Origin of the sequence: Streptomyces sp. DH37, from assembly GCF_029813835.1 — a bacterium.
Taxonomy (GTDB): Bacteria; Actinomycetota; Actinomycetes; order Streptomycetales; family Streptomycetaceae; genus Streptomyces.
In genome coordinates this window covers 1-19639 of sequence record NZ_JARVKV010000030.1, presented here as the reverse complement: position 1 = coordinate 19639, position 19639 = coordinate 1, and the positions used below count along the sequence as shown (strand labels likewise).

Here is a 19639-nt window from a genome sequence, read left to right as displayed (position 1 = left end):
CCCTATGGCCTCGGGCCCCGACGGTACAGCCGGGGGCCTCCAGACCGAGCCGCTTTGTGTAATCCGCTTCGGCCTCCTGGCAGGCCGGCTCGGGGCGCTCGTCGTCCGATCGGCCTCCGCGATGACCGTCGGCTGCAGACAGGGCCGCGCGGATCCACGCCGAGTCCGGCCAGGCGCATGAGCCGGGCCACCCTGCGGCGTCCGCAGTCGGGGCCCTCGCGCTGGAGAACGGCATGGACGCGCGGGGCCCCGTAGGTTCCGCAGGACTGCGCGTACACGGCCGGGATCCGCTGCGCCAGCTCAGCGCCCCGCACTGCGCGGGAGCCCGGGGCGCCAGTGCGGCGCGGGCATAGAAGGCGACTCGGGAGACCTTGAGCAGTTCATACGCACGCTTGACGTTGTGACCTGCGGGTTTCTCCGCCTTGATGAACGGATGCACCGTCACCGGGTCTCCTTCGCGAAGAAAGCCGTGACCCGCTTGAGGATCTCCACGTCCTCCCGCAGCCTGCGGTTCTCCCGACGCAGTGCGGCCAGTTCCTCGCGTTCGCTGCCGGTCGTCAGGCCGTTCCGCTCACCGGCGTCGACCTCAGCCTGCCTGACCCAGTCCCGCACCGCGGTTTCGGTCAGGCCGAAGTCCTTGGCGACCAGACCGACCGAGCGGCCACCCCGTCGGCACAGCTCGACCATCTCGGCCTTGAACTCCGGCGTGAACGAGCGGCGAGAGCGAGGCTTCTTCCTCATGCTCTCCATGACGGACATCATCTTTCCGGGACCCAAGCCCCTCATCTCTGATGTCCGTCAAAGCGGATCAAGCCCACTACCGGCTGCGCAGCCCGCGCAAGGCTTGTCTCCACCCGCTTCACACCGCGAGGACACAGCCAGCTATATCAAGAGCTTGCTGCCGGTGGCGTTCGTGGGGGCTGCGTGTCCACGCCGCCGCGGGGGCATCAGATGGTCCGTGTCACCGCGGTGTGCAGCTCGCGTACGCCGCTGGTGCGCGGGTGCCGCTCGGCGAGCTCCGTGATGATGTTACGGATCGCGGGCCGGTCGCGGACCTCGCCGGGACTGGCCCGGTAGGCGTCCAATAGTGCGCGAGCGGTCTGTTCGGGCCGGTGCCAGGCCCACCAGGCGCGCGCCATGTCGGTGCCCAAGCGGGCTTTGCGTTCGGCGGTCGGGAACTGGTCGGGCCGCAGGTTCTTTCCGGCGTCGAGTGCGGCGCCGGCGTCGCCGAGTGCCCAGTGCACGCCGACCGTGTACAGGTCAACGGCGGCCGGACTGATGGCGAACAGCCAGCCAGGCGGAGCGGCCTGGGGTAGGGAGCGGGCGGCACGGCGGGCCTCCTGTGCCATCGCCAGGGCCTCGGTGCGCTGCCCGGCCCGGGCGGTCGTGTAGGCCAGGGTGCAGAGCATCTGCGCGTAGGCGGCCGCCGTGGCGTCGGTGCGCAGCCCGCTCGCCTCAAGATCGCCGGCCGCCGAGGACATCAGACGCTGAGCGGCACCGTGCTGGTCTTGGTGGCGCAGCACGATGGCCAGTTCTCGTGCTGCGGCCGCGGCTGCGAGCGGGGAGCCGGAGATCTCGGCCCAGGTACGGGCGCGGTCGGCGGTGAGCCGGGCGCGGTCGTAGGAGCCGAGCTTGATCAGCACGGCGGAGGCGAGGCTGTAGACGGCTGACAACCGGGCCTGGTCGAGACTGCGGCCAGAAGTGGCGCCGTGGTGCGCGTCGGCGACAAGGTCGGGCAAGGCGGCCAGGAGTCGTGCATGCGCGCCTTGGTCGTACAGTGCGCGGGCGCTGGCCAGGCGACTGTCCAGCGGCCCGGCGCCAGGCGGGGCCGGGGTGTCGGCCAGGGCGTCGTCCAAGCCCATCAGCAGGGCGGCGGGGCCTGCGGCCGCCGTGGCGGTGAGCAGCATACGGCGTCGCATGGGATCCTCCTCGGCGTCACGCTGACTGGCCGTCACTCTAGTGGCCGCCGTTGCTGTAGCGGGCAGTGGCGCGAGGGATGTCATGAGGATGTGCCGAGGCACGCCGACTTCCTGTGCGGCACGGTGTACCAGGGCCAGGTCGGCGATCCGGGTGCGGCGCTCCAAACGGGAGACGGTTGCGGGCGAGCAGCCGATCCGATCTGCGAGCACAGCCAGCGTCCAGCAATGGTGCTGGCGTCCGATCCGGATGAGTGCGCCGGGGCGCCGCTGCGCGGCTAACCGCAATGCTGTCGTGCTGTTCCAGAGCGGGTCAACGGGCACGCGTCCCTCCCACACCGCACAGACGGGGGCCTCCACGCTACGGGTACTGGTCGGGCGCGTCGAGGCCTCCTTGCACGATGTGCAAGCGCCTTGCGCAGATGGGGAGTTGATCACCGCCCGGCCGGTGGGCGCGGTGTGCTGGGTGCACCGCCCCGAACCGCGGGGCACCGTCCATCGGAGGCACACCATGGCAGCCACCACCGTCGTCGCATCCCCTCCAGCCGCCGCCCCGGTCCGCTGCGCACGCCACCTCGTGCCGACCGACCTGTGGGACAAGCAGGTCGGGCTCCTCATGCGGGACCACCCCTACGACTCGGTCATGGCCGCCCGGGTCCTCGGCCAGGGCTACGCCTACCTGCTGACCGCGATGAACCACCGGGGCGAGGGGCTGGGCCTGGCGCCCAGCAAGCTCGTCGACATCGGCGTCCACACGATCATCCTGGACACCGTCGCGTATGCCGAGCTGTGCGAGAAGTTCAACGGCGGACAGTTCCTGCACCACGTGCCCGAGGTGGACATGAAGAACGACGGCTCCGTGATCAAGACGGCCCACATCGTCGCCGCCGACGGCTGGGAGGTCGACCTGCAGCTGTGGACGGACGCCGCCACCTGCGGCCCGTGCCACCCCGGCAACGACTCGCACTGACCGCCCCGCAGATGCGGGCTCCCCGTGCCCCGGCCATAGGGCCGGGGCACGGGGACACGCCCGGGTGAGATTTCGGCGAACCGCCCCGCGGCCCGATTGCGGCCCGCCAGGATGGTCCAGGTGACCACCAGCACCGCAGACCTCTGGCACCACTACGGCCGCGCCCGTGCCACCAGTGACCGCGCGGTTCCCGGCACCTTCCACTGGAACTGGGGCCAGAACGCCGGCCCCGGTCCGGAGGTCCTCGGTGACCTGACCGGCCGCTGTGTGGGCGATCTCGGCGCCGGCCCAGCCCGGCACGCAGCACACCTAGTGGTTCACCATCAGCCGGCCCGGGTCATTGCCATCGACGCCTCGCCCGCCCAGCACGCCATGGCAACCGACCTCTACGCCCACCTCGCGCCCCGTCTGCGCATCGTGCAGTCCGACGCGGTACCCCACCTGCAGGCGATGACCGGTACATACGACGTGCTGTACAGCGTCTTCGGCGCCCTGGACTTCACCGACCCACACGAGTTGCTGCCCGCGGCGGCAGCCTCCCTCAAGCCGGGCGGACGGCTGGTCTTCGCAACCCTCGCCCACTATCTGAGCGGGATACCTGCCGAACCCGATGCGGTGGCTGCCGGCATCCCGGCAAAGACACCGGACGGCGAAGCCACCACGATGCGCCGCTGGGTCCTCCAGGAGCATGTGTGGACCAAGTTGCTCGACGAGGCCGGATTCACCAACATCACCATCGACGTGCTGCCTGCCACCACTAGCGGGCCGCACGCCGCCAACACGCTGTTGGTGAGCGCATACCACCCATCCTAAGGACTTGCCGAAGAACAACATGCGGGCGAGTGGCGGGCTGACCCGCGAGGTCAGACCCCAAAACCCACAGGTTGATTCTCTGCAAGCCCTTATGGGTGCCTGCCGGTGGCCGAAGAACCGTCTGAAAGCGGGCGGTGATGTCCTGAATCCCGTGCCGACGGGAGGGGATCCCTGCGCACGAGCTCGCCCACGAGCGCGGCGACCTGCTCCACCTCGATCAGGAAACCGTCGTGACCGCAGGGGGATTCGATGAGCCGCAGGTGATCCGCCGTGGCGATGCCCGCCGCCAGCTCCGCTTGCTGGGACGGCGGATAGAGACGGTCGGAGCCGACTCCGGCCACGAGCGTCCGGGCGGTCACTCGGCTCAGGGCGGCTCGCACCCCGCCGCGCCCGCGGCCGATGTCGTGGCTGTTCATGGCCTCGGACAGCACGACGTAACTGCCCGCGTCGAAACGGTGCACCAACTTGGCCGCGTGATGGTCGAGGTAGGACTCGACCCGGTACCGGCCGCCGCTCCAGGGGTCCTCCGTGCCCTGGGGCGAACGGCCGAAGCGGACCTGGAGTTCCGGCTCGCTGCGATACGTGACATGGGCGATCCGCCGGGCCAGGCCGAGTCCGGCGTGCGGGCCCCGGCCGGTGTCGTGGTAGTGACCGCCGTGCCAGTGCGGGTCGGAGCGGATGGCGTGCAGCTGGGCGTTGGTCCAGGCGATCTGCTCGGCGCTCGCCGCGGCCGTCGTGGCGAGCAGCAGGAGCGCGTCCGTCCGCTCGGGATGCGACACCGCCCATTCCAGGGCTCGCATCCCGCCCATGGAACCGCCGACCACCAGGGCCCAGCGGTCAATGCCCAGCACATCGGCCAAGCCGACCTCGGCCGCGACCTGGTCACGCTGTGTCAGGAAGGGGAAGTCGCCGCCCCAGCGCCGACCGGACGGGCCCGAAGAGGACGGCCCGGTACTGCCCTGGCAGCCACCGAGCACGTTCGGCGCCACGACGAACCAGCGGTCCGTGTCGAGCGCCCGCCCGGGGCCGACGAGGCCGTCCCACCAGCCGGGGGTGGGGTGACCGGGCTCGGCGGGACCGGCCACATGGCCGTCACCGGTGAGGGCGTGCAGCACCAGCACCGCATTGGACCGGTCCGGCGCGAGCTGTCCCCAGGTCTCGAACGCCAGACGCACACCGGGCAGTTCGCCACCCGCCTCCAGAGCGAGCGGCTTCTCCCGCTCGTGCCACTGGCGGCGCCCGGGCGGATCCCCCTCCCGCCAGGCCCCGGAAGCCGGCGGGAGGAGAACCTGGGACGGCGTCGGCACGGTGTTCAGGACGCGCCCTTCGCCGCGCGGAACCCGGCCTCCAGATCAGCCTTGAGATCGGCGAGGTTCTCGATGCCGACCGAGAGGCGCACCAGGCCGGGCGAGGCGCCGGTGGCCGCCAGCTGCTCCTCGTCGAGCTGGCTGTGGGTGGTGGAGGCCGGGTGGATGATGAGACTGCGTACGTCGCCGATGTTGGCGAGATGGCTGAACAGCTCGACGGCGTCCACGAACCGCTTGCCGGCCTCGATGCCGTCCCGCAGCTCGAAGGAGACGATCGCGCCCGCGCCGCGCGGGAGGTACTTCCGCCCGGCCTCGTACCAGCGGCTGGAGGCAAGGCCCGGGTAGTGGACGGCGGCGACCTCGTCGCGCTGCTCCAGCCACTCGGCGAGCGCCAGCGCGTTCGCGGAGTGCCGCTCGATGCGCAGGCTGAGCGTCTCCACACCCTGCAGGAGCAGGAAGGCGGAGTGCGGGGAGAGAGCCGGACCGAGGTCGCGCAGCAGCTGCACCCGCAGCTTGATGGCGTACGCGCCCGGGCCGAGCGCCGGCCAGTACTGCAGGCCGTGGTAGCTCGGGTCGGGCTCGGTGAAGTCGGGGAACCGGTCCGCGTGCGCCCCGAAATCGAAGGTGCCGCCGTCGACGACGACCCCCGCGATGGCCGTGCCGTGACCTCCCAGGAACTTGGTCGCCGAGTGCACGACGATGTCCGCGCCGTGCTCGATCGGCCGCAGCAGATAGGGAGTCGGCACGGTGTTGTCCACGATCAGCGGCACGCCCGCCTCGTGGGCGACGTCCGCGACCGCCCGCACGTCCAGGACGTTGCCGCGGGGGTTGCCCAGCGTCTCCGCGAACAGCGCTTTGGTGTTCGGCCGGATCGCCGCCCGCCAGGCCTCGGCGTCGTCCGGGTCGTCCACGAAGGACACCCCGATGCCCAGCTTCGGCAGCGTGTGCCGGAACAGGTTGTACGTGCCGCCGTACAGCGAGGTGCTGGAGACGATGTGGTCACCCGAGCTCGCCAGCGTCAGGATCGCCAGGGTTTCCGCCGCCTGACCGGAGGACAGCGCCACCGCCGCGACCCCGCCCTCCAGCGCGGCGATCCGCTGCTCGAAGACGTCCTGGGTGGGGTTGTGGATGCGGGTGTAGATGTTGCCGGGCTCGGCCAGGGAGAACAGGTCGGCGGCATGCCGGGTGTCGCGGAACACGAACGACGTCGTCTGGTAGATCGGCGTCGCCCGCGCCCCGGTCGCCGGGTCGGGCGCGGCACCGGCATGGACCTGCTTGGTCTCGAAGGACCAAGCCGAGGTGGCGGGCCCGGCGGGCTCGCCGTCGGGGGTGTGACCGGCGGTGACGGAGTCGATGGGCTGGCTCATGGTTCTCCCTTGTACGGGTACGGCGGTGCACGGAGTGCGCAGAAGGGGAAGGCGAAGGAACCGCAGGCTGAGAGCACGCGCCCGGAAGAAGGCAGCGCTCAGCGCGCGATACGGTGAGAAAAGGCTGGTCGAACGCCGGAGGACGGAGTCAGCTCACGGCGGAACAGCCCGTGGTGGTGACACGCACGTAGTCGACGTGGCGGCGGGTCACGAGCACGGTCATGGAGCCAGGTGACCACACAGGGGCATGCGCGCACCAGCTCAATTCAGGTGTCCCACCCGTCAGGACGCAGAGCGGACCGACGTCGCCGTGTGCGCTGTGGCCGGGCCGTGCCCTGCGCCGGGCGCGGTCGCACGCGGTCACAGTGCCCGGGCCGCATAGGCTCTGACGTCCGCGTCCGGGTCCGACGTCGCCGTGGCCAGGGCCGCTCGGGCGTCCTCGGTGGCACGGTGCCGGGTCAGCGCCGCCACGGCGGCCTTGCGGACGTCGGCGTTGGGGTCGGCGAGGGCCTTGGCGAGGGCGGGTACGGCGAGGCTGGGAGCCGCGAGGGAGAGGGCGGCGCCGGCGCCGGCCCGCACCTGCCAGGCCGGGTCGGACAGGGCCGCCTCCGCGCGTGCGGCCAGGGGCGCCGGGCAGCCGGTCGTGCCGAGTGCTTCGTAGGCGGCCGCACGCACCAGGGCGTCGGGGTCGTCGATGAGCCCGGCGAGGGCCGAAAGGACCACGTCGGGTCCGGCGCCGGCCGGCGTGATGCCGTCGGGCTGTCCCGCGGTCACGGCGGCCAGGGCCTTGGCGATGGCGACGCGGACCTCGCGGGACGGGTCGGCGGTCGCCGCGCGGGCCAGCTCCCCGGCGGCGTCGACCGACACGAGTGCTCGCACGGCCGCGATGCGCACGGCGATGTCCGCGTCCGACAGGGAGCCCGTGAACAGCCCGGTGTCACCGAGGCGCAGGACCCGCAGGACGTCGAGTGCGGCGGCACGGGCGACGGGGTCGGGCTCGGACAGGGCGGCGACGAGGCCGTCGCGCAGGGCTGGTTCAGGGGCCAGCGTCTCGACCAGTTCGCGCAGTGAGGCGGCCGCGGCAGCGCGGACACCGGCGTCGGGGTCGGCGAGCGTGGCGGCCAGTGCCGGCCCGGTGCCCGGCGGCAACGTCTCCGTCAGCACGGTGACGGCCGTTCGGCGAACGGTGGGTTCGGGGTCGGTCAGGTAGGGGGTGAGGGCGCGGAGCCGGGGCTCGTCCTCCGCGAGGGAGAGGAGTTCGAGCAGGCGCGGTGTGGCCGGCGTGTCCGTGTCGGTACCGGGGCGGGCGGTTGTACCGGTCGGGGCGGGCTCCTGCCGTAGCGCCACCGGCGCCGCTTCCCGTGCCCCCGCGGTCGCCACCTGTTCCGGGCGGACCTCGCCGAGACGGCGGGAGGGCCCGCCGACCGCGGTGAAGCCGTCGACCGGAACCCGGTAGGGAGCCACGGGACGCGCCGTGAACTCCATCGCACCGGTGGAGGACTTGCGCAGATCGAGGTGGTGGAACCAGGACGCGTCGTCACGGTGGGGGTGGTCGAGACGGTCGTGGTAGAGGCCCCAGCGGGACTCCGTGCGGGCCAGGGAGGCGCGGGCGGCCATCTCGGCGCAGTCGCGGATGAAGCTCACCTCCGCGCAGCGCATCAGCTCGTGCGGGGTGCGGGCGCCCATCGCGGCGATGTCGGCGCGCATCCGCTCGAACGCCTCCAGGGCCAGCGACAGCCGTGCGCCGGATTTCGGCGGGGCCACGTAGTCGTTCACGAAGCGGCGCAGCTTGTACTCGACCTGGGGCTGCGGCGGGCCGTCGGGGTTGCGCAGCGGGCGGTAGATCAGCTCGTGCGCCTCCTGGAGCTGGTGGGAGGGCAACCCCCCTGCGTACGGCGTGTACTGGGACGCGTCCGCGCCCGCCAGGTCTCCGAAGACGAACGCGCCGATCATGTAGTTGTGCGGGACACAGGCCAGGTCGCCGGCGGCGTACAGGCGGGGGACGGTCGTACGGGCGTGGTCGTCGACCCGTACCCCCGAGGCCGAGTGGCCGCCGCACAGGCCGATCTCGGAGATGTGCATCTCCACGTCATGGGTGCGGTAGTCGTGGCCCCGGCCCGCGTGGAAGGTGCCACGGGTCGGGCGCTCCGTCGAGTGCAGGATCGACTCCAGGGCCGAGACCGACTCTTCCGGCAGGTGGCTCAACTTCAGGTACACCGGGCCCCGGTCACCGGCCACCTCGGCCGCGAACTCGGCCATCATCTGGCCCGACCAGTAGTCGGAGTCGACGAAGCGTTCGCCGTGCCGGTTGACCTGGTAGCCGCCGAAGGGGTTGGCGACGTAGGCGCAGGCCGGACCGTTGTAGTCCTTGATGAGCGGGTTGATCTGGAAGCACTCGATGCCGGTGAGCTCGGCGCCTGCGTGATACGCCATGGCATAGCCGTCGCCCGCGTTGGTGGGGTTCTCGTAGGTGCCGTACAGGTAGCCGGAGGCGGGCAGGCCGAGACGGCCGCAGGCGCCGGTCGCCAGGATCACCGCGCCCGCGCGGACGGTGACGAAGGCGCCGGTGCGGGTGTGGAAGCCCACCGCGCCCACGGCACGCCCCTCGGCCGTGAGCACACGCACCGGCATCACCCGGTTCTCGATCCGGATGCGCTCGCGCATCTCGCGCCGCCGCAACTGTCGGTACAGGACCTTCTTGACGTCCTTGCCCTCCGGCATCGGCAGCACGTAGGAACCGGAACGGTGCACCTGGCGGACCGCGTATTCGCCGTGCTCGTCCTTCTCGAACTTCACGCCGTAGGATTCCAGCCGCTGGACCATGTTGAAACCGCGGGTGGCGGTCTGGTGGACGGTGGACTGGTCGACGATCCCGTCGTTGGCGCGGGTGATCTCGGCGACGTAGTCGTCGGGCTCGGCGCGGCCGGGGATGACCGCGTTGTTGACGCCGTCCATGCCCATGGCCAGCGCGCCGGAGTGGCGTACGTGCGCCTTCTCCAGCAGCAGGACGTCCGCGCCGTGCTCGGCCGCGGTCAGGGCCGCCATGGTGCCGGCGGTGCCGCCGCCGATGACGAGGACGCCGCAGGTGAGCTCGTCCGCGTCGGCGAGGTCCGGGATCTGCAGGGGAGTGTCCACCAGGGTGCCTTTCAAGAACCGAGTGACGTGAGGACTTCGCGCCGCAGGGCGATACGCGCCGGATCGCCGTGGGCGGCGCGCTCGCGCGGGCGCGGTACCTCCCGTACGGCGATGAGGCGGCCCGCGCCCAGCAGGGCCACGCGGTCGCCGAGGAAGAGGGCCTCGTCCACGTCGTGGGTGACGAAGACGACGGTGGCGCCCGTGCCGCGCAGCACCTCCACCAGCAGGTCCTGCATGCCGGCGCGGGTCTGGGCGTCGAGGGCGCCGAACGGCTCGTCCATCAGCACGGCACGGGGGTCGGCGGCCAGGGCGCGGGCCAGCTGCGCTCGCTGGCGTTGGCCACCGGAGACGCGGTGCGGCCAGCGCCGGGCGTGCTCGGCGAGTCCGACCCGGCCGAGCCACGCCTCGGCCTGGACAAGGCGTTCGGCGCGCGGCAACCCCGCGATGGCCAGCGGCAGTTCGACATTCGCGCGCAGGGTGCGCCATGGCAGCAGGGCGTCCTCCTGGAAGACGAGGGCGCGTTCGGCGGACGGGGCGGTCAGGGAACGTCCGTCCTGCGTGATCTCCCCGGAGAGCAGGGGCAGAAGGCCGGCCAGGGTCCGCAGGAGGGTCGACTTGCCACAGCCGGAGGAGCCGACGACGGTCAGGATCTCCCCGGGCGCCACATCAAGGTCGACCCTTTCCAGCACGGGCGCGCCGGGGCGTCCGAGAGCGGCGCCGCGCAGGGCGAGGCGGGTGCCGGTGCGGGACGGTGGACGGACGTCAGACGAACTGGTCATGAGGGACGCCCTCCTTGGGCCCGGGACCGACCGGTGTGGGCGTGAGGGCTCCGCGCGTGCGCCGCGGGACGCGTGCGCCAGGGATGTACGACGTGCGCGGCAACCAGCGGGTCAGGCGGCGGCCCAGGAGTTCCACGGCCGTGGAGGTGAGCCAGCCGAGCACGCCGATCGTGATCATGCCGACGAAGACGCCGGAGTAGTCGACGACCGTGTAGTCCTGCCAGGTGCGGTAGCCGACGCCGTACTGGCCGGAGATCATCTCGGCGGAGATCACGCAGATCCACGAGACGCCGATGCCGACCGACAGGCCGCCGAAGACGCCGGGCAGGGCGCCCGGCAGGACGACCGAGCCGAGGATGCGCCACCGGCCGCCGCCCATCGTCAGCACGGCCTCCTCCCATACGGGCGTCAGCGCACGGACGGCGTGCCGGGTGGAGACCAGGACCGGGAAGAAGGCGGCGGTGAAGGTGATGAAGACGATGCCCTGCTCGTTGGAGGGGAACAGGAGGATCGCGACGGGGACCAGCGCGATCGCCGGAATCGGGCGGACCACCTCCAGCAGGGGACCCAGCAGGTCCTCGGCCAGTCGGGAGCGCGCCACGACCACACCCCCTGCCACCCCCATCACCGCCGCCAGCAGGAAGCCGGAGAGGATGCGGATCAGGCTGTCGGTGAGGTCCGTCCAGTAGTCGGCCCCCCTCAGCCGGTCGGCGAAGGCGTGGGCGACGTCGGCGACCGTGGGGAACTGCGAGAAACGCAGCCACAGGCCGACGTCCAGGCTGGTCAGGAGCTGCCACACGCCGAGAGCAGCGGCGAGGGCGGCCACCCGCAGCGCGTACCGGGCGGCTCGTGGTGCGGTCCGGCTCACGAGGCACGCTCCAGGGCGTCGGCATACGTGATGACCCGGGCCCCGTCATGTCCGTCGGCGTACGCCTGCGCGGTCGCCGGAGCGACGAACGGCAGCAGCTTCTCGCCGTCGGCCACCCACACCGCCTTGTCGGCGAACCAGAGGGTGCCGGTGGTGGCGTCGGGGACGTAGGCGGCGCGGACGCCATCGGGGCGGGCGGCCACGTAGGACAGAAGCCCCGCCGGGGACTTGAAGGTCCTGGTCTCCTGGGCACCCTTCGGCCATGCCTCGCCCGCGGTGGCGGGCGGCGTGGCCGAGAGCCGCTTCGCGTACGACGCCCCGAGCGCCTTCTTCACGTACTGGTCGTCGACGAAGGAGTCCACATCCACGTCGCCGGTCAGCTTCGCCGCCTTCAGGACCGCCACGTCCTGCTTCAGCGCGGAGACGAGCTGCGGCTTGACCGCCGGGTCGAAGGTGGAGATGCCGTGGGCGCCGTTGTAGAGGTACACGACCTCGGCGGGCAGGCCGGTGGCCTCGGCGACCTTCTCGGCGGCGGCGACGGGGTGGGCGTTGAGGTAGTCGGTGGCCTGGGCCTGGGCCTTGAGGAACGCTTCCAGGGCGGCCGTCCGGCTCTTGGCGAAGTCCTCGCGGGCGGCGACCCCGTGGAAGGTGGGCAGGTTCAGCTGCGCACCGTCGTACAGGGCCTTCGCCTTGCCCTGATAGGTGAGCAGGCCGGGCCAGGCGACGAATTGCGACAGCGCGTCAGCGCTGCCTGCGGCCAGGGCCGACGCACCCACGGCGGGCTGCTGGTTGAGCTTCTCGACATCGTCGTTCGGGTCGATGCCGGCGCGCTGGAGGGCCCGCACGAGCGTGCCGTCGGCGGCGGAGCCGACGCTCGTGGAGATCCTCCTGCCCTTGAGGTCCTTCAGGGAGGTGAGCTCGGAGCCGGGGGCCGTGACGATGGTGTTGAGACCACCGCGCAGGTTGTAGCCGGTGACCGAGACCAGGCGGGTGGGGTGGTTCAGCTGCTTGCCGCGGGCCGCGTTGATGAGCAGCGGAAAGTCGCCCATCGAACCGATGTCGATCTTCCCGGCGGTCATCTGGGCGGTGATGGGGGCGCCGGTGGCGTAGTCCTGCCAGACGACCCGGTAGGTGACACCGTCGCCGAGCGAGTTCAGCTGCTTCTCGAAGTAACCGAGGGAGCGGAGCAGAGTGCCGGCCGTGACTGTGTTGATGGTCTTGGACTGGTAGCCGACGGTGACGGTGACCGTGGAGCCGTTGCCGGCCTCGGCGTCACCGCCGCAGGCGCTGAGCGGGAGCAGAAGGACGACCGAAGATACTGCGACTGCCGTGCGTTTCATGATGGTTCGGCCTCTCACCGGAACAGGTCAAAAAGATCAGCGGAGCAAATAGGGCATGTTGACCGTGACGGCTCCGGTGGGGCAGCGGGCCGCGCACGGACCGCAGTACCAGCACTCGTCGACGTGCATGTACGCCTTGCCGTTGTCGGCGTCGATGGCGAGGGAGTCCAGCGGGCACATGTCCACGCAGAGCGTGCAGCCGTCGATGCACTTCGACTCGTCGATGGTCACGGGCACGTCGGCCCGCTGGGGCACCAAGGGCATGGCTGTCTCCGGGAATGTCGCGCTGTAGGTCTTGCTGTCGAAAGAGGGCGGTGTCAGAGGGAGCGGTGCAGCAGGCCGCCCATCGTGATGCGGTCGCCGCGGAAGCGGATGAACTCCAGGTCGACGGGGCGGCCGTCGGCGAGGTGCGTGAGGCGTTCCAGCATCAGGACTGCCGCACCGCGCGGGGCCTGAAGCACGGCGGCGGAATGGGCATCCGCGTTGACCGCCTCCAGCGTGATGTCGGCATGCCCCAGGCGCCGACCGGTGAGGGACTCCAGGAGGCGGAAGACGTCGGTGTTCTCCAGGTCGCAGCCGAGCAGGGCCGTGCCGATGTCCAGGGGGAGGTAGGTGAGGTCCAGCGACAGGGGAAGGCCGTTCAGGCGGCGCAGGCGTTCGATGTGGAGGACGTCGGCGCCGGGAGGGACGCGGAGGCGCCCGGCGACCGGGGCGGGGGCCGGGACCGGGCCCATGGCGCGGATCTCGTTGGTGACGCGGCCGTGTTCGTGCAGGGTCTCCGCGAGGCCCATCAGCCGGTCGAGCCCATGGGGGTACTTCTGGGCGACGACCACCGTGCCGACGCCGGGGAGGCGTTCCACCAGGCCCTCGGCGCGCAGGAGGTCCAGGGCCTGGCGGACGGTGTTGCGCGAGGCCCGGTACTCGGTGGCGAGGATCGATTCGTGCGGCAGGGCACCGGCCGGAAAGCCCCCGGTGAGGAGCTGGCGGCGCAGCAGGTCGGCGAGCTGGCGTGCCCGGTCTGCGCGCAGCCGGCGCCGTGTGCGCTGGGCGGCGACGGTGGGCGCGCCCTGGCCGGCGTGGTCTCGGACGAGGTCGGTGGGTGGCATGCTCGAAACCATACCTTCCCGGTAGGAATAGTGGTGTTAACAAAGTGTTGCGCCACCTGACGCACCGCCGGACACGTCGCCGACCTGGGCTTTCGGCAGGCGGGAGGGAAGATCCGCCAGGGTCCGCCGGCACCCCACGGGAAGGACCTGTGCCCGCCCGGGCCTGCCACGCCAGCCGGGCGCGCGGCAGGCCCCAGGCGGTTGATCTCGGCGTCGGCGTTCGCGCGGCACCGCCCCGGATCCTCGACCGGGAGCCGGATCCGGGGCGGCGACGCCGCGCAGGTCCGCGACGATGAAGCCGAGGCCGAGCAGCTCACGGACGACACAGACCCGGGCGTTCGCGTCCGGCCGTACCGTCATCGGCCGGTGCCCGTGCGCGGCGGCGCGGGCAGGAGGCCCCACTCTCCGCGGAAACGCAGGGACTCCGGGGTGACTCCGGCTGCCGCCGTGTCTGGGACCCGCATGCCGGCCCTCGCCTCGGTCCGTCCTTCCGGGGCGGTGGCGAGCCGGATCCCGCGGGTGGCAGAGGGCAGGGCAGTAGAGCTGCCGGGCGAGGACGGCCCAGGCCCCGAGACCGTCGTCATCGGCACCACCGAGCACGGCGCCGACCAGATCCTGCCAGTGCTCATCGAGGCGGTACGGGAGGAGCGGGCCGGCGGCACGGACCAGAACACCAACCGCGCCTACCGCTACGACGCGGTAGGACGGCTGGTGACCGTGGAGGAAACCGCGGACAGCGTCTGCACACGCCACTCGTACACCCGGGACAAGCACTCCGACCGCACTTCCGTCACCACTGCGGCCGGATCTCCCGGAGCCGATTGCCCGACGACCTGCGGTACCACTGTCAACAGCACTTACGACACCGCGGACAGGCGTACGACCAGCGGCTACGGTTACGACGCGTTCGGCCGGGCCACCACCGTCCCAGGCGAAGGCACGCTCAGCTACTACGCCAACGACCTGGTACGGCAGCAGGTGCTGGGCGGCCAGCGGCAGACCTGGGTCCTCGACGCCACACGTCGCTTCCGCTCCTGGACCGTCGAGTCCAACGTCTCAGGCAACTGGCGGTACTGGGAGTGGGGCCGGCTGCTGGCACCGGACGCGGACAGGCTCACCGTGGACCCGGTCCGCTCCCAGCCGGGCGCGATCGAGGATGTCGGCCATGAGAAGCGGCTGTGGCGGCGGGTCTATCCGCAGACCGGCCGGGGAGGGTCTGGTGCCCCTCGCGTTCGTGTTCGCCGATACCACCGAGGCGAAGGTCGACAACACGGTGAAGGTCCTCGAGGAAGCCGGCCGTCGCTACTGGGCGCCGCGCCGGTACGAGACCTACTACCGCGAGGCGATCACGGCGAGGGACCACAGTCAGGCCGTGCCGGTCGTCTTCACCACTCTGGAGCAGCTGACGGGGTACGGCGCTGGCGCGGCGGCCGGTGTGCAAGCGGTGTGGGCAAAAGTTCACCGATCAGCGCTGGGAGGAGACCACCGCGCACCGGACGGCCTGGAAGGCCGGGGACGTGTCCGTGTGCGGCACCTGCTACGCCGACGACGTTGCCCGCAAGGAAGCCGCCGCCGAAGCAGCCCGCCTCGAGGCCGCCACCGTGCCGGACGATGCGGTGCTGGACCCGGCCTGGGCCTGAGGCTCGCCCCGACCCGGTGGTCGGACCCGGGCAGTGCCCGCAGGCCGGTGTGGGAGTACGTCGCGGCCGCCACCCCGCCGAAGGGCGCCACCGAGCCGGTCGGCCGGTGGGAACAGCGCCTGACCGTCTAGCGGGCGCGTTCCCTGCGCTGGGCAGCGAGTACGTCGGGGTGGCGGGTGTTGGCGTTGCGCCAGCGGAGGTAGCGGTGCAGGGCCTGGGTCTGCACTGTGTGGTTGGGGTGGTGGGAGTTGGCCAGGGTGAACTGCCGCAGCGGGCCGAAGTGGGCCTCGATCGGGTCGGCCCATGAGGCGTAGGTCGGGGTGAAGCACAGCTCGACCTTGTTCTTCGTCGCCCAGCGGCGGATGCCTGCGCCGGTGTGGGCGGAGAGGTTGTCCAGGATGATGTAGATCGGGGCGCCGTCGGGCCGGGCGGCTCGGATCGACTTCAGCGCGGCCAAGGTGTTGGCGGTGCCCTTGCAATGGCGGTTGGCACCCCGTAGCCGGCCGTCGCCGACGGAGTAGCAGCCGTGGAAGTAGGTGACGCCGTGCGTGCGGCGGTAGGTCGCCGGTAGCCGGTCGGGTTTGCCCTGCTCCGCCCAGCGGGAGCCTGCGGTCGGCCCGATTCCCAGGGGCCCGAACTCTCGCCGAAGGCGAAGATCCGGTCCGGGAAGCGGTCCAGCACCTGCTCGATGCGGTCGAGCTTGGCGTCGCGATCGGGGGACTCCTTCCAGGTCTTGGTGTGCTGGAACGTGGTGCCGCGGCGGAGGAGCAGGCACCGTAAGGCCTCGCAGCCGATGCGGATGACGCGTCCGTGGGCGCGGCGCAGGTAGTCAGCGAGTTTGCGGATCGACCAGCGGGTGAAGGGTTGGCCGAGCTTGGTCGGGCGGGTGGTGGCCGTCTGGATGACGAGGGGCCTTCACCCCTGATCTTGGACACACGGGAGACTGGATCCTGAGGATCTGAGAACGGACATCCCATGGTCATGAAGAACTATCCGCCGCAGTTCAAGGCGGACGCGGTCGCGCTCTACCAGTCGCGGCCCGAAGCGACGATCCGGCAGGTCGCCGCCGATCTGGGGAACAATCCCGAGACCCTGCGGAACCGGGTCCGGGCCGCTGGTGCGAGCCGGCCCCGGGGGCGCCGGGCAGAGCCGGCCGAGCCGCGGTGGCTGGCCCGCTCGGCCGGCTTCCTGGCACCCTTCCGCCTGACCGGGGCCAGCGGGCCGTAGACGTGGTCCCGCATCCGTCGCCACAGATTCACCCGCCTGAATCGCCCCGACTCCTCCCGATGGATGGGCGTGGCGTGTCAGGCGCTTGAGTGGCAGCAGGAGTTCCGGGGGGTGCGAGCGAGGTCGAGCCAGGAAGTCAGGTCCCTGGCTGGTGTGTGGATGGTCGTGAGGTCGGTTTGCTGGTAGGGAACGCCGTCGCGTAGGACCAGGGAGATGTTGACGAGGCTGGCGAAGTTGCTGAAGGGGTCGCCGTCGACGACGGCGAGGTCGGCGATCTTGCCTGGTTCGACGGTGCCGAGGTCGGTGTCGAGGCCGAAGATCCGGGCGGGAGTGCTGGTGGCGGTGTGCAAGGCCTGGGAGGGGGTGAAACCGTAGGTGTTGAGAGCGCGCAGGGCCAAGTGCAGGGACAGGCCGACTGGGACCAAGGGAGAGTCGGTGCCCAGGGCAAGGGTGGCGCCATGGGCGGCGAGCTGCCGGTAGTTACCGATCTCGACGGCCAGGGCCCGCTGCTCCTCGGTGGTGGGGGCGGTCTTCGCCCGCTCCCGAGCAGCAGCGACGTCCCAAGGCGGCAGGAGGGTGAGAACGCGGGGGTCATCGGCCAAGACGGGGTCGGCCCCGAGGAGGAACTGCGCGGTGAACGGGGTGGCGATCAGGGCGAAGGTGCCGTCGGCGTACTGCTGCAGAAGGTCGTGGTGGATGTGACCGGCGGGGGTGGTGGCGTGGCCGTATGCCAGGCGCTGGGTGGCCTGCAGGTGGGTGGTCAAGTCCTGGCCGGCGGCCCGGCCCGGGGAGCAAAGGTGACTGCCGCAGGGCACGCCGAGGCGGTGGGCGGCTGCGGCGGCTTGCGCCATGGTGCGGCCTGGAGCGCGCACGTAGGTTTTGACGAAGTCGACGTCGAGTGCGGTGATGCGCTCGAGGGTGCGTCGCAGACCGGCGTGGGTGCGGTGGGCGCGGCCCTTGGCGTAGGCGGTGCGGGAGCCGTCGACGAGCTCTGCGCAAGCCAGCATGCGCGGACCGATGCTGTGGCCCGATGCGAGGGATTCGCGCAGCCGGATCGCCTCGTACAGCGGTGCGCCCATGCAGGCGGTCGAGGTGATGCCGTAGGCGAGGGCCGCCAGGTGCTGTCGAGCGCCGTAGGTGGCGCTGTAGGGGTGGGTGTGGCTGTCGAACAGGCCGGGGATGACGGTGTGCTGCGAAGCGTCGAGGGTCCGGTGGCCCGGACGGCGCGTCCGGTGGGATTCGACGGCGGTGATCCGACCCTCCTCGATGAGGATGTCGACGTCCTGACGCGGTGCGTTGCCGGTGGCGTCCCATAGCTGGCCCGCGTGGATACGCAGCGGCCCGAGGCCGTGGTGGGACGGTCGGCGCCGGGTGGTCAGCGGGACGGGCAGCGTGCGTGTACGGGCCGGCATTCGACTGGCGTCGAGGGTCATCAGACGCAGACGGCCGGAAGAGAGGTAGAGCAAGGTGGTGGCGTCGCCGGCCCAACTGGGATGGTCGGCCGGCTCGCCGGTGAGGCGGCGAGCGGGGCCGGTTGGAGTGCCGTCGGCGGTGACAGGCAATAGGCACAGGGCGGATTCGGCGATCAGAGCCATCCAGCGGCCGTCGGGTGACCAGACGGGTCCCGCGGCGGCGCGGTCGGACAGCGACTGGTGGTCGGCAGGCAAGTGGCGGCGTTCGGTGCCGGTGCGGGTGTCGATGACGCGAATGAGGTGGTACCCCTCGCGGAAGCGGTGGTTGAGCCGGTTGCGGTCGCAGAAGGCCACGTACCGGCCGTCGGGCGACCAAGTGGGCGCGCCGGGCGGCCCGTCGGCGGCCAGCGGCCGTGCCAGCAACCGCTCGGCGCCTGTGGCCAGTGTGCGCAACAGCAGGTTTCCGGCGATGTCCTGGCAGGCCAGCAGGGAACCGTCTGGGGACAAGGACGGATACAGGCGGCCCCCGTCTGCCACCGGTTCGTCGCGCCCGTCGTCCAGGTGCAGACGGCGGATGGCCATCAGTCCGCTTCGGTCGGTGCAGTACAACAGACTGCGCCCGTCCGGGGACCACACCGGCGTCTGCACGTGATGGACGTCGGCGGCCTGCACGAGCCTGCGGGGTGCGCCGCCGATGTCCATCAGCCACAGCGCGTTCAGCGCCACGAACGCCACGCTGCGGCCGTCCGGGGACAGAGCTGGCAGGTGGATGCCGCGCACCGGAACCGGCCGGGCCGGGTTCCAGACCCGAGCTTTGGGTCGCCAGCGCGGCCGACGGATCGGCACACGGGCAGTGAAGGCGACCTCCTCCACCGAGGGCGTGCTCAGGGTGCGGATGCGGATACGGCCGTCGGCCACGTACAACAGCCGGTCCTCACCCAGCCAGCACGGCGGCGCCGCCGCCAGGTCCTCCTCCGCCGTGACGACCTGGTCATCGACCATCAGCGCGGCCCGCGCGGCCGGCATGGACGGCGAGCCACTGACACCGGACAGGTGCAGATAGGCGATCCGTCCCGACGGAGAGACCGACGGGCACAGCAGCCGACCCGAGGAGACTGCGCGCACCACCCGTGCCGTCCCGCCCACGGCGGGCACGCGGACCAGTGCCATGCCGCCGTCGCTGGCGCCGTCCGGTGTGTGGGCGGCCCGGACGCACACCACCGAATGCCCGTCCGGCCACCACGTCGCATCGAGGTCCTCGAAATCCCCGCCGGTCAGCCCCCACATGCGGCCGCTGCTTACATCCAAGGTCCACAGGCCGAAGGATCCGCCGTCCACCGCGCTGCCGCCGCGTTCGGAGGAGAACACCAAGCGGGTGCCGTCGGGCGACCAGGCCACCCCGCGGTCGTCCCAGGGACCGTCGGTGAGTCGACGCAGCCCGCTGCCGTCGGCCCGCATCATCCACAAGTCGAAGGCGCCGCTGCGGTAACCGCACAGCGCCACCGTCTCGCCGTCGGGCGACAGCGCCGGGCAGGTCGCCTCCAATTCCCAGTCCGTGAGCCGCACCGCCGCACCGCCGCCGCGGGGAACGCGCCACAGCACACCCTGCACTTCGGCGATCAGAACGCGTCCATCGCCGGAAGCGGTGATCGACCCCCCGGTCATCTCCCGGTACTCCAGCACGCACTCCCCCGCAGTGGCGGGAGTGGAAGAGGCGTCCGCGGTCGGGCTGACGACCGGGGACACGCCGGTCGTCAGC

Annotated in this window: 16 protein-coding genes and 2 pseudogenes; 5 read left to right on the top strand and 13 right to left on the bottom strand. The window is 71.5% G+C overall.

Annotated features, from left to right (window positions below; translation table 11 throughout):
• Nucleotides 1-2 precede the first annotated feature (2 nt).
• The 3 genes from QC029_RS31200 to QC029_RS16735 all read right to left on the bottom strand — a co-directional run bounded on the left by QC029_RS31200 (nucleotide 3) and on the right by QC029_RS16735 (nucleotide 2240).
• A complete protein-coding gene (locus tag QC029_RS31200; protein WP_369281318.1) occupies nucleotides 3-314 on the bottom strand; it encodes an IS3 family transposase in 312 nt (103 codons plus the stop codon).
• A gap of 127 nt (nucleotides 315-441) precedes the next feature.
• Nucleotides 442-741: a transposase gene (locus QC029_RS16740; protein ID WP_279556473.1), complete on the bottom strand. Its 300-nt coding sequence runs from the start codon at nucleotides 739-741 to the stop codon at nucleotides 442-444.
• Nucleotides 742-947: 206 nt separating this feature from the next.
• The gene (locus QC029_RS16735; protein ID WP_279556472.1) at nucleotides 948-2240 is read right to left on the bottom strand and encodes a helix-turn-helix domain-containing protein; all 1293 of its coding nucleotides are present in this window, start codon (nucleotides 2238-2240) and stop codon (nucleotides 948-950) included.
• 187 nt (nucleotides 2241-2427) lie between these two features.
• Here QC029_RS16735 and QC029_RS16730 point away from each other — a divergent pair, with 187 nt between their 5' ends.
• Both QC029_RS16730 and QC029_RS16725 read left to right on the top strand, forming a co-directional pair.
• On the top strand, nucleotides 2428-2886 hold the full coding sequence (locus QC029_RS16730; protein ID WP_279556471.1) for a hypothetical protein: 459 nt from the start codon (nucleotides 2428-2430) through the stop codon (nucleotides 2884-2886).
• Nucleotides 2887-2997: 111 nt separating this feature from the next.
• Nucleotides 2998-3699 carry a class I SAM-dependent methyltransferase gene (locus tag QC029_RS16725; RefSeq protein WP_279556470.1) on the top strand — a complete coding sequence of 234 codons (702 nt, stop codon included), beginning with the start codon at nucleotides 2998-3000 and terminating at the stop codon, nucleotides 3697-3699.
• A gap of 89 nt (nucleotides 3700-3788) precedes the next feature.
• Here QC029_RS16725 and QC029_RS16720 read toward each other — a convergent pair whose 3' ends face one another.
• The 8 genes from QC029_RS16720 to QC029_RS16685 all read right to left on the bottom strand — a co-directional run bounded on the left by QC029_RS16720 (nucleotide 3789) and on the right by QC029_RS16685 (nucleotide 13601).
• Nucleotides 3789-5006, bottom strand: coding sequence for a homoserine O-acetyltransferase (locus QC029_RS16720; protein ID WP_279556469.1), 1218 nt, complete (start codon nucleotides 5004-5006; stop codon nucleotides 3789-3791).
• 5 nt (nucleotides 5007-5011) lie between these two features.
• Nucleotides 5012-6373, bottom strand: a complete 1362-nt coding sequence (locus tag QC029_RS16715) for a bifunctional o-acetylhomoserine/o-acetylserine sulfhydrylase (protein WP_279556468.1) — start codon at nucleotides 6371-6373, stop codon at nucleotides 5012-5014.
• Between the two features lie 360 nt (nucleotides 6374-6733).
• Nucleotides 6734-9508, bottom strand: coding sequence for a fumarate reductase/succinate dehydrogenase flavoprotein subunit (locus QC029_RS16710; RefSeq protein WP_279556467.1), 2775 nt, complete (start codon nucleotides 9506-9508; stop codon nucleotides 6734-6736).
• A gap of 11 nt (nucleotides 9509-9519) precedes the next feature.
• Nucleotides 9520-10287, bottom strand: a complete 768-nt coding sequence (locus QC029_RS16705) for an ABC transporter ATP-binding protein (RefSeq protein ID WP_279556466.1) — start codon at nucleotides 10285-10287, stop codon at nucleotides 9520-9522.
• Nucleotides 10271-11155 carry an ABC transporter permease gene (locus QC029_RS16700; protein ID WP_279556465.1) on the bottom strand — a complete coding sequence of 295 codons (885 nt, stop codon included), beginning with the start codon at nucleotides 11153-11155 and terminating at the stop codon, nucleotides 10271-10273. The genes QC029_RS16705 and QC029_RS16700 overlap by 17 nt, the downstream gene beginning before the upstream one ends.
• Nucleotides 11152-12495 (bottom strand): ABC transporter substrate-binding protein, encoded by a 1344-nt coding sequence (locus QC029_RS16695; RefSeq protein ID WP_279556464.1) that lies wholly within the window; start codon nucleotides 12493-12495, stop codon nucleotides 11152-11154. Before QC029_RS16695 ends, QC029_RS16700 begins: the two co-directional genes overlap by 4 nt.
• Nucleotides 12496-12531: 36 nt before the next feature.
• Nucleotides 12532-12759, bottom strand: a complete 228-nt coding sequence (locus tag QC029_RS16690) for a ferredoxin family protein (RefSeq protein WP_279556463.1) — start codon at nucleotides 12757-12759, stop codon at nucleotides 12532-12534.
• A gap of 53 nt (nucleotides 12760-12812) precedes the next feature.
• Nucleotides 12813-13601 carry a GntR family transcriptional regulator gene (locus QC029_RS16685; protein ID WP_279556462.1) on the bottom strand — a complete coding sequence of 263 codons (789 nt, stop codon included), beginning with the start codon at nucleotides 13599-13601 and terminating at the stop codon, nucleotides 12813-12815.
• Between the two features lie 684 nt (nucleotides 13602-14285).
• Here QC029_RS16685 and QC029_RS16680 point away from each other — a divergent pair.
• Both QC029_RS16680 and QC029_RS16675 read left to right on the top strand, forming a co-directional pair.
• Nucleotides 14286-14651 (top strand): annotated as a pseudogene (locus tag QC029_RS16680) (hypothetical protein); the annotation flags it as partial.
• Between the two features lie 169 nt (nucleotides 14652-14820).
• On the top strand, nucleotides 14821-15372 hold the full coding sequence (locus QC029_RS16675) for a hypothetical protein (protein ID WP_279556518.1): 552 nt from the start codon (nucleotides 14821-14823) through the stop codon (nucleotides 15370-15372).
• Here QC029_RS16675 and QC029_RS16670 read toward each other — a convergent pair.
• Nucleotides 15369-16147 (bottom strand): annotated as a pseudogene (locus QC029_RS16670) (transposase); the annotation flags it as partial. The gene QC029_RS16675 and the pseudogene QC029_RS16670 sit on opposite strands and share 4 nt — an antisense overlap.
• A gap of 69 nt (nucleotides 16148-16216) precedes the next feature.
• Between QC029_RS16670 and QC029_RS16665 the strand changes: the two are divergent.
• Nucleotides 16217-16468 carry a transposase gene (locus QC029_RS16665; RefSeq protein WP_279556461.1) on the top strand — a complete coding sequence of 84 codons (252 nt, stop codon included), beginning with the start codon at nucleotides 16217-16219 and terminating at the stop codon, nucleotides 16466-16468.
• Nucleotides 16469-16545: 77 nt separating this feature from the next.
• Here QC029_RS16665 and QC029_RS16660 read toward each other — a convergent pair whose 3' ends face one another.
• The gene (locus QC029_RS16660) at nucleotides 16546-19563 is read right to left on the bottom strand and encodes an amidohydrolase family protein (protein ID WP_279556460.1); all 3018 of its coding nucleotides are present in this window, start codon (nucleotides 19561-19563) and stop codon (nucleotides 16546-16548) included.
• Nucleotides 19564-19639 lie beyond the last annotated feature (76 nt).

What these genes read in the sequence shown, in the direction of transcription:
- QC029_RS16725 (WP_279556470.1), top strand. Translation starts at nt 2,998, where the DNA reads ATGGTCCAGGTGACCACCAGCACCGCAGACCTCTGGCACCACTACGGC.
- QC029_RS16685 (WP_279556462.1), bottom strand. Translation starts at nt 13,601, where the DNA reads ATGCCACCCACCGACCTCGTCCGAGACCACGCCGGCCAGGGCGCGCCC.
- QC029_RS16740 (WP_279556473.1), bottom strand. Translation starts at nt 741, where the DNA reads ATGAGGAAGAAGCCTCGCTCTCGCCGCTCGTTCACGCCGGAGTTCAAG.
- QC029_RS16705 (WP_279556466.1), bottom strand. Translation starts at nt 10,287, where the DNA reads ATGACCAGTTCGTCTGACGTCCGTCCACCGTCCCGCACCGGCACCCGC.
- QC029_RS16730 (WP_279556471.1), top strand. Translation starts at nt 2,428, where the DNA reads ATGGCAGCCACCACCGTCGTCGCATCCCCTCCAGCCGCCGCCCCGGTC.
- QC029_RS16665 (WP_279556461.1), top strand. Translation starts at nt 16,217, where the DNA reads ATGGTCATGAAGAACTATCCGCCGCAGTTCAAGGCGGACGCGGTCGCG.
- QC029_RS16715 (WP_279556468.1), bottom strand. Translation starts at nt 6,373, where the DNA reads ATGAGCCAGCCCATCGACTCCGTCACCGCCGGTCACACCCCCGACGGC.
- QC029_RS16695 (WP_279556464.1), bottom strand. Translation starts at nt 12,495, where the DNA reads ATGAAACGCACGGCAGTCGCAGTATCTTCGGTCGTCCTTCTGCTCCCG.
- QC029_RS16690 (WP_279556463.1), bottom strand. Translation starts at nt 12,759, where the DNA reads ATGCCCTTGGTGCCCCAGCGGGCCGACGTGCCCGTGACCATCGACGAG.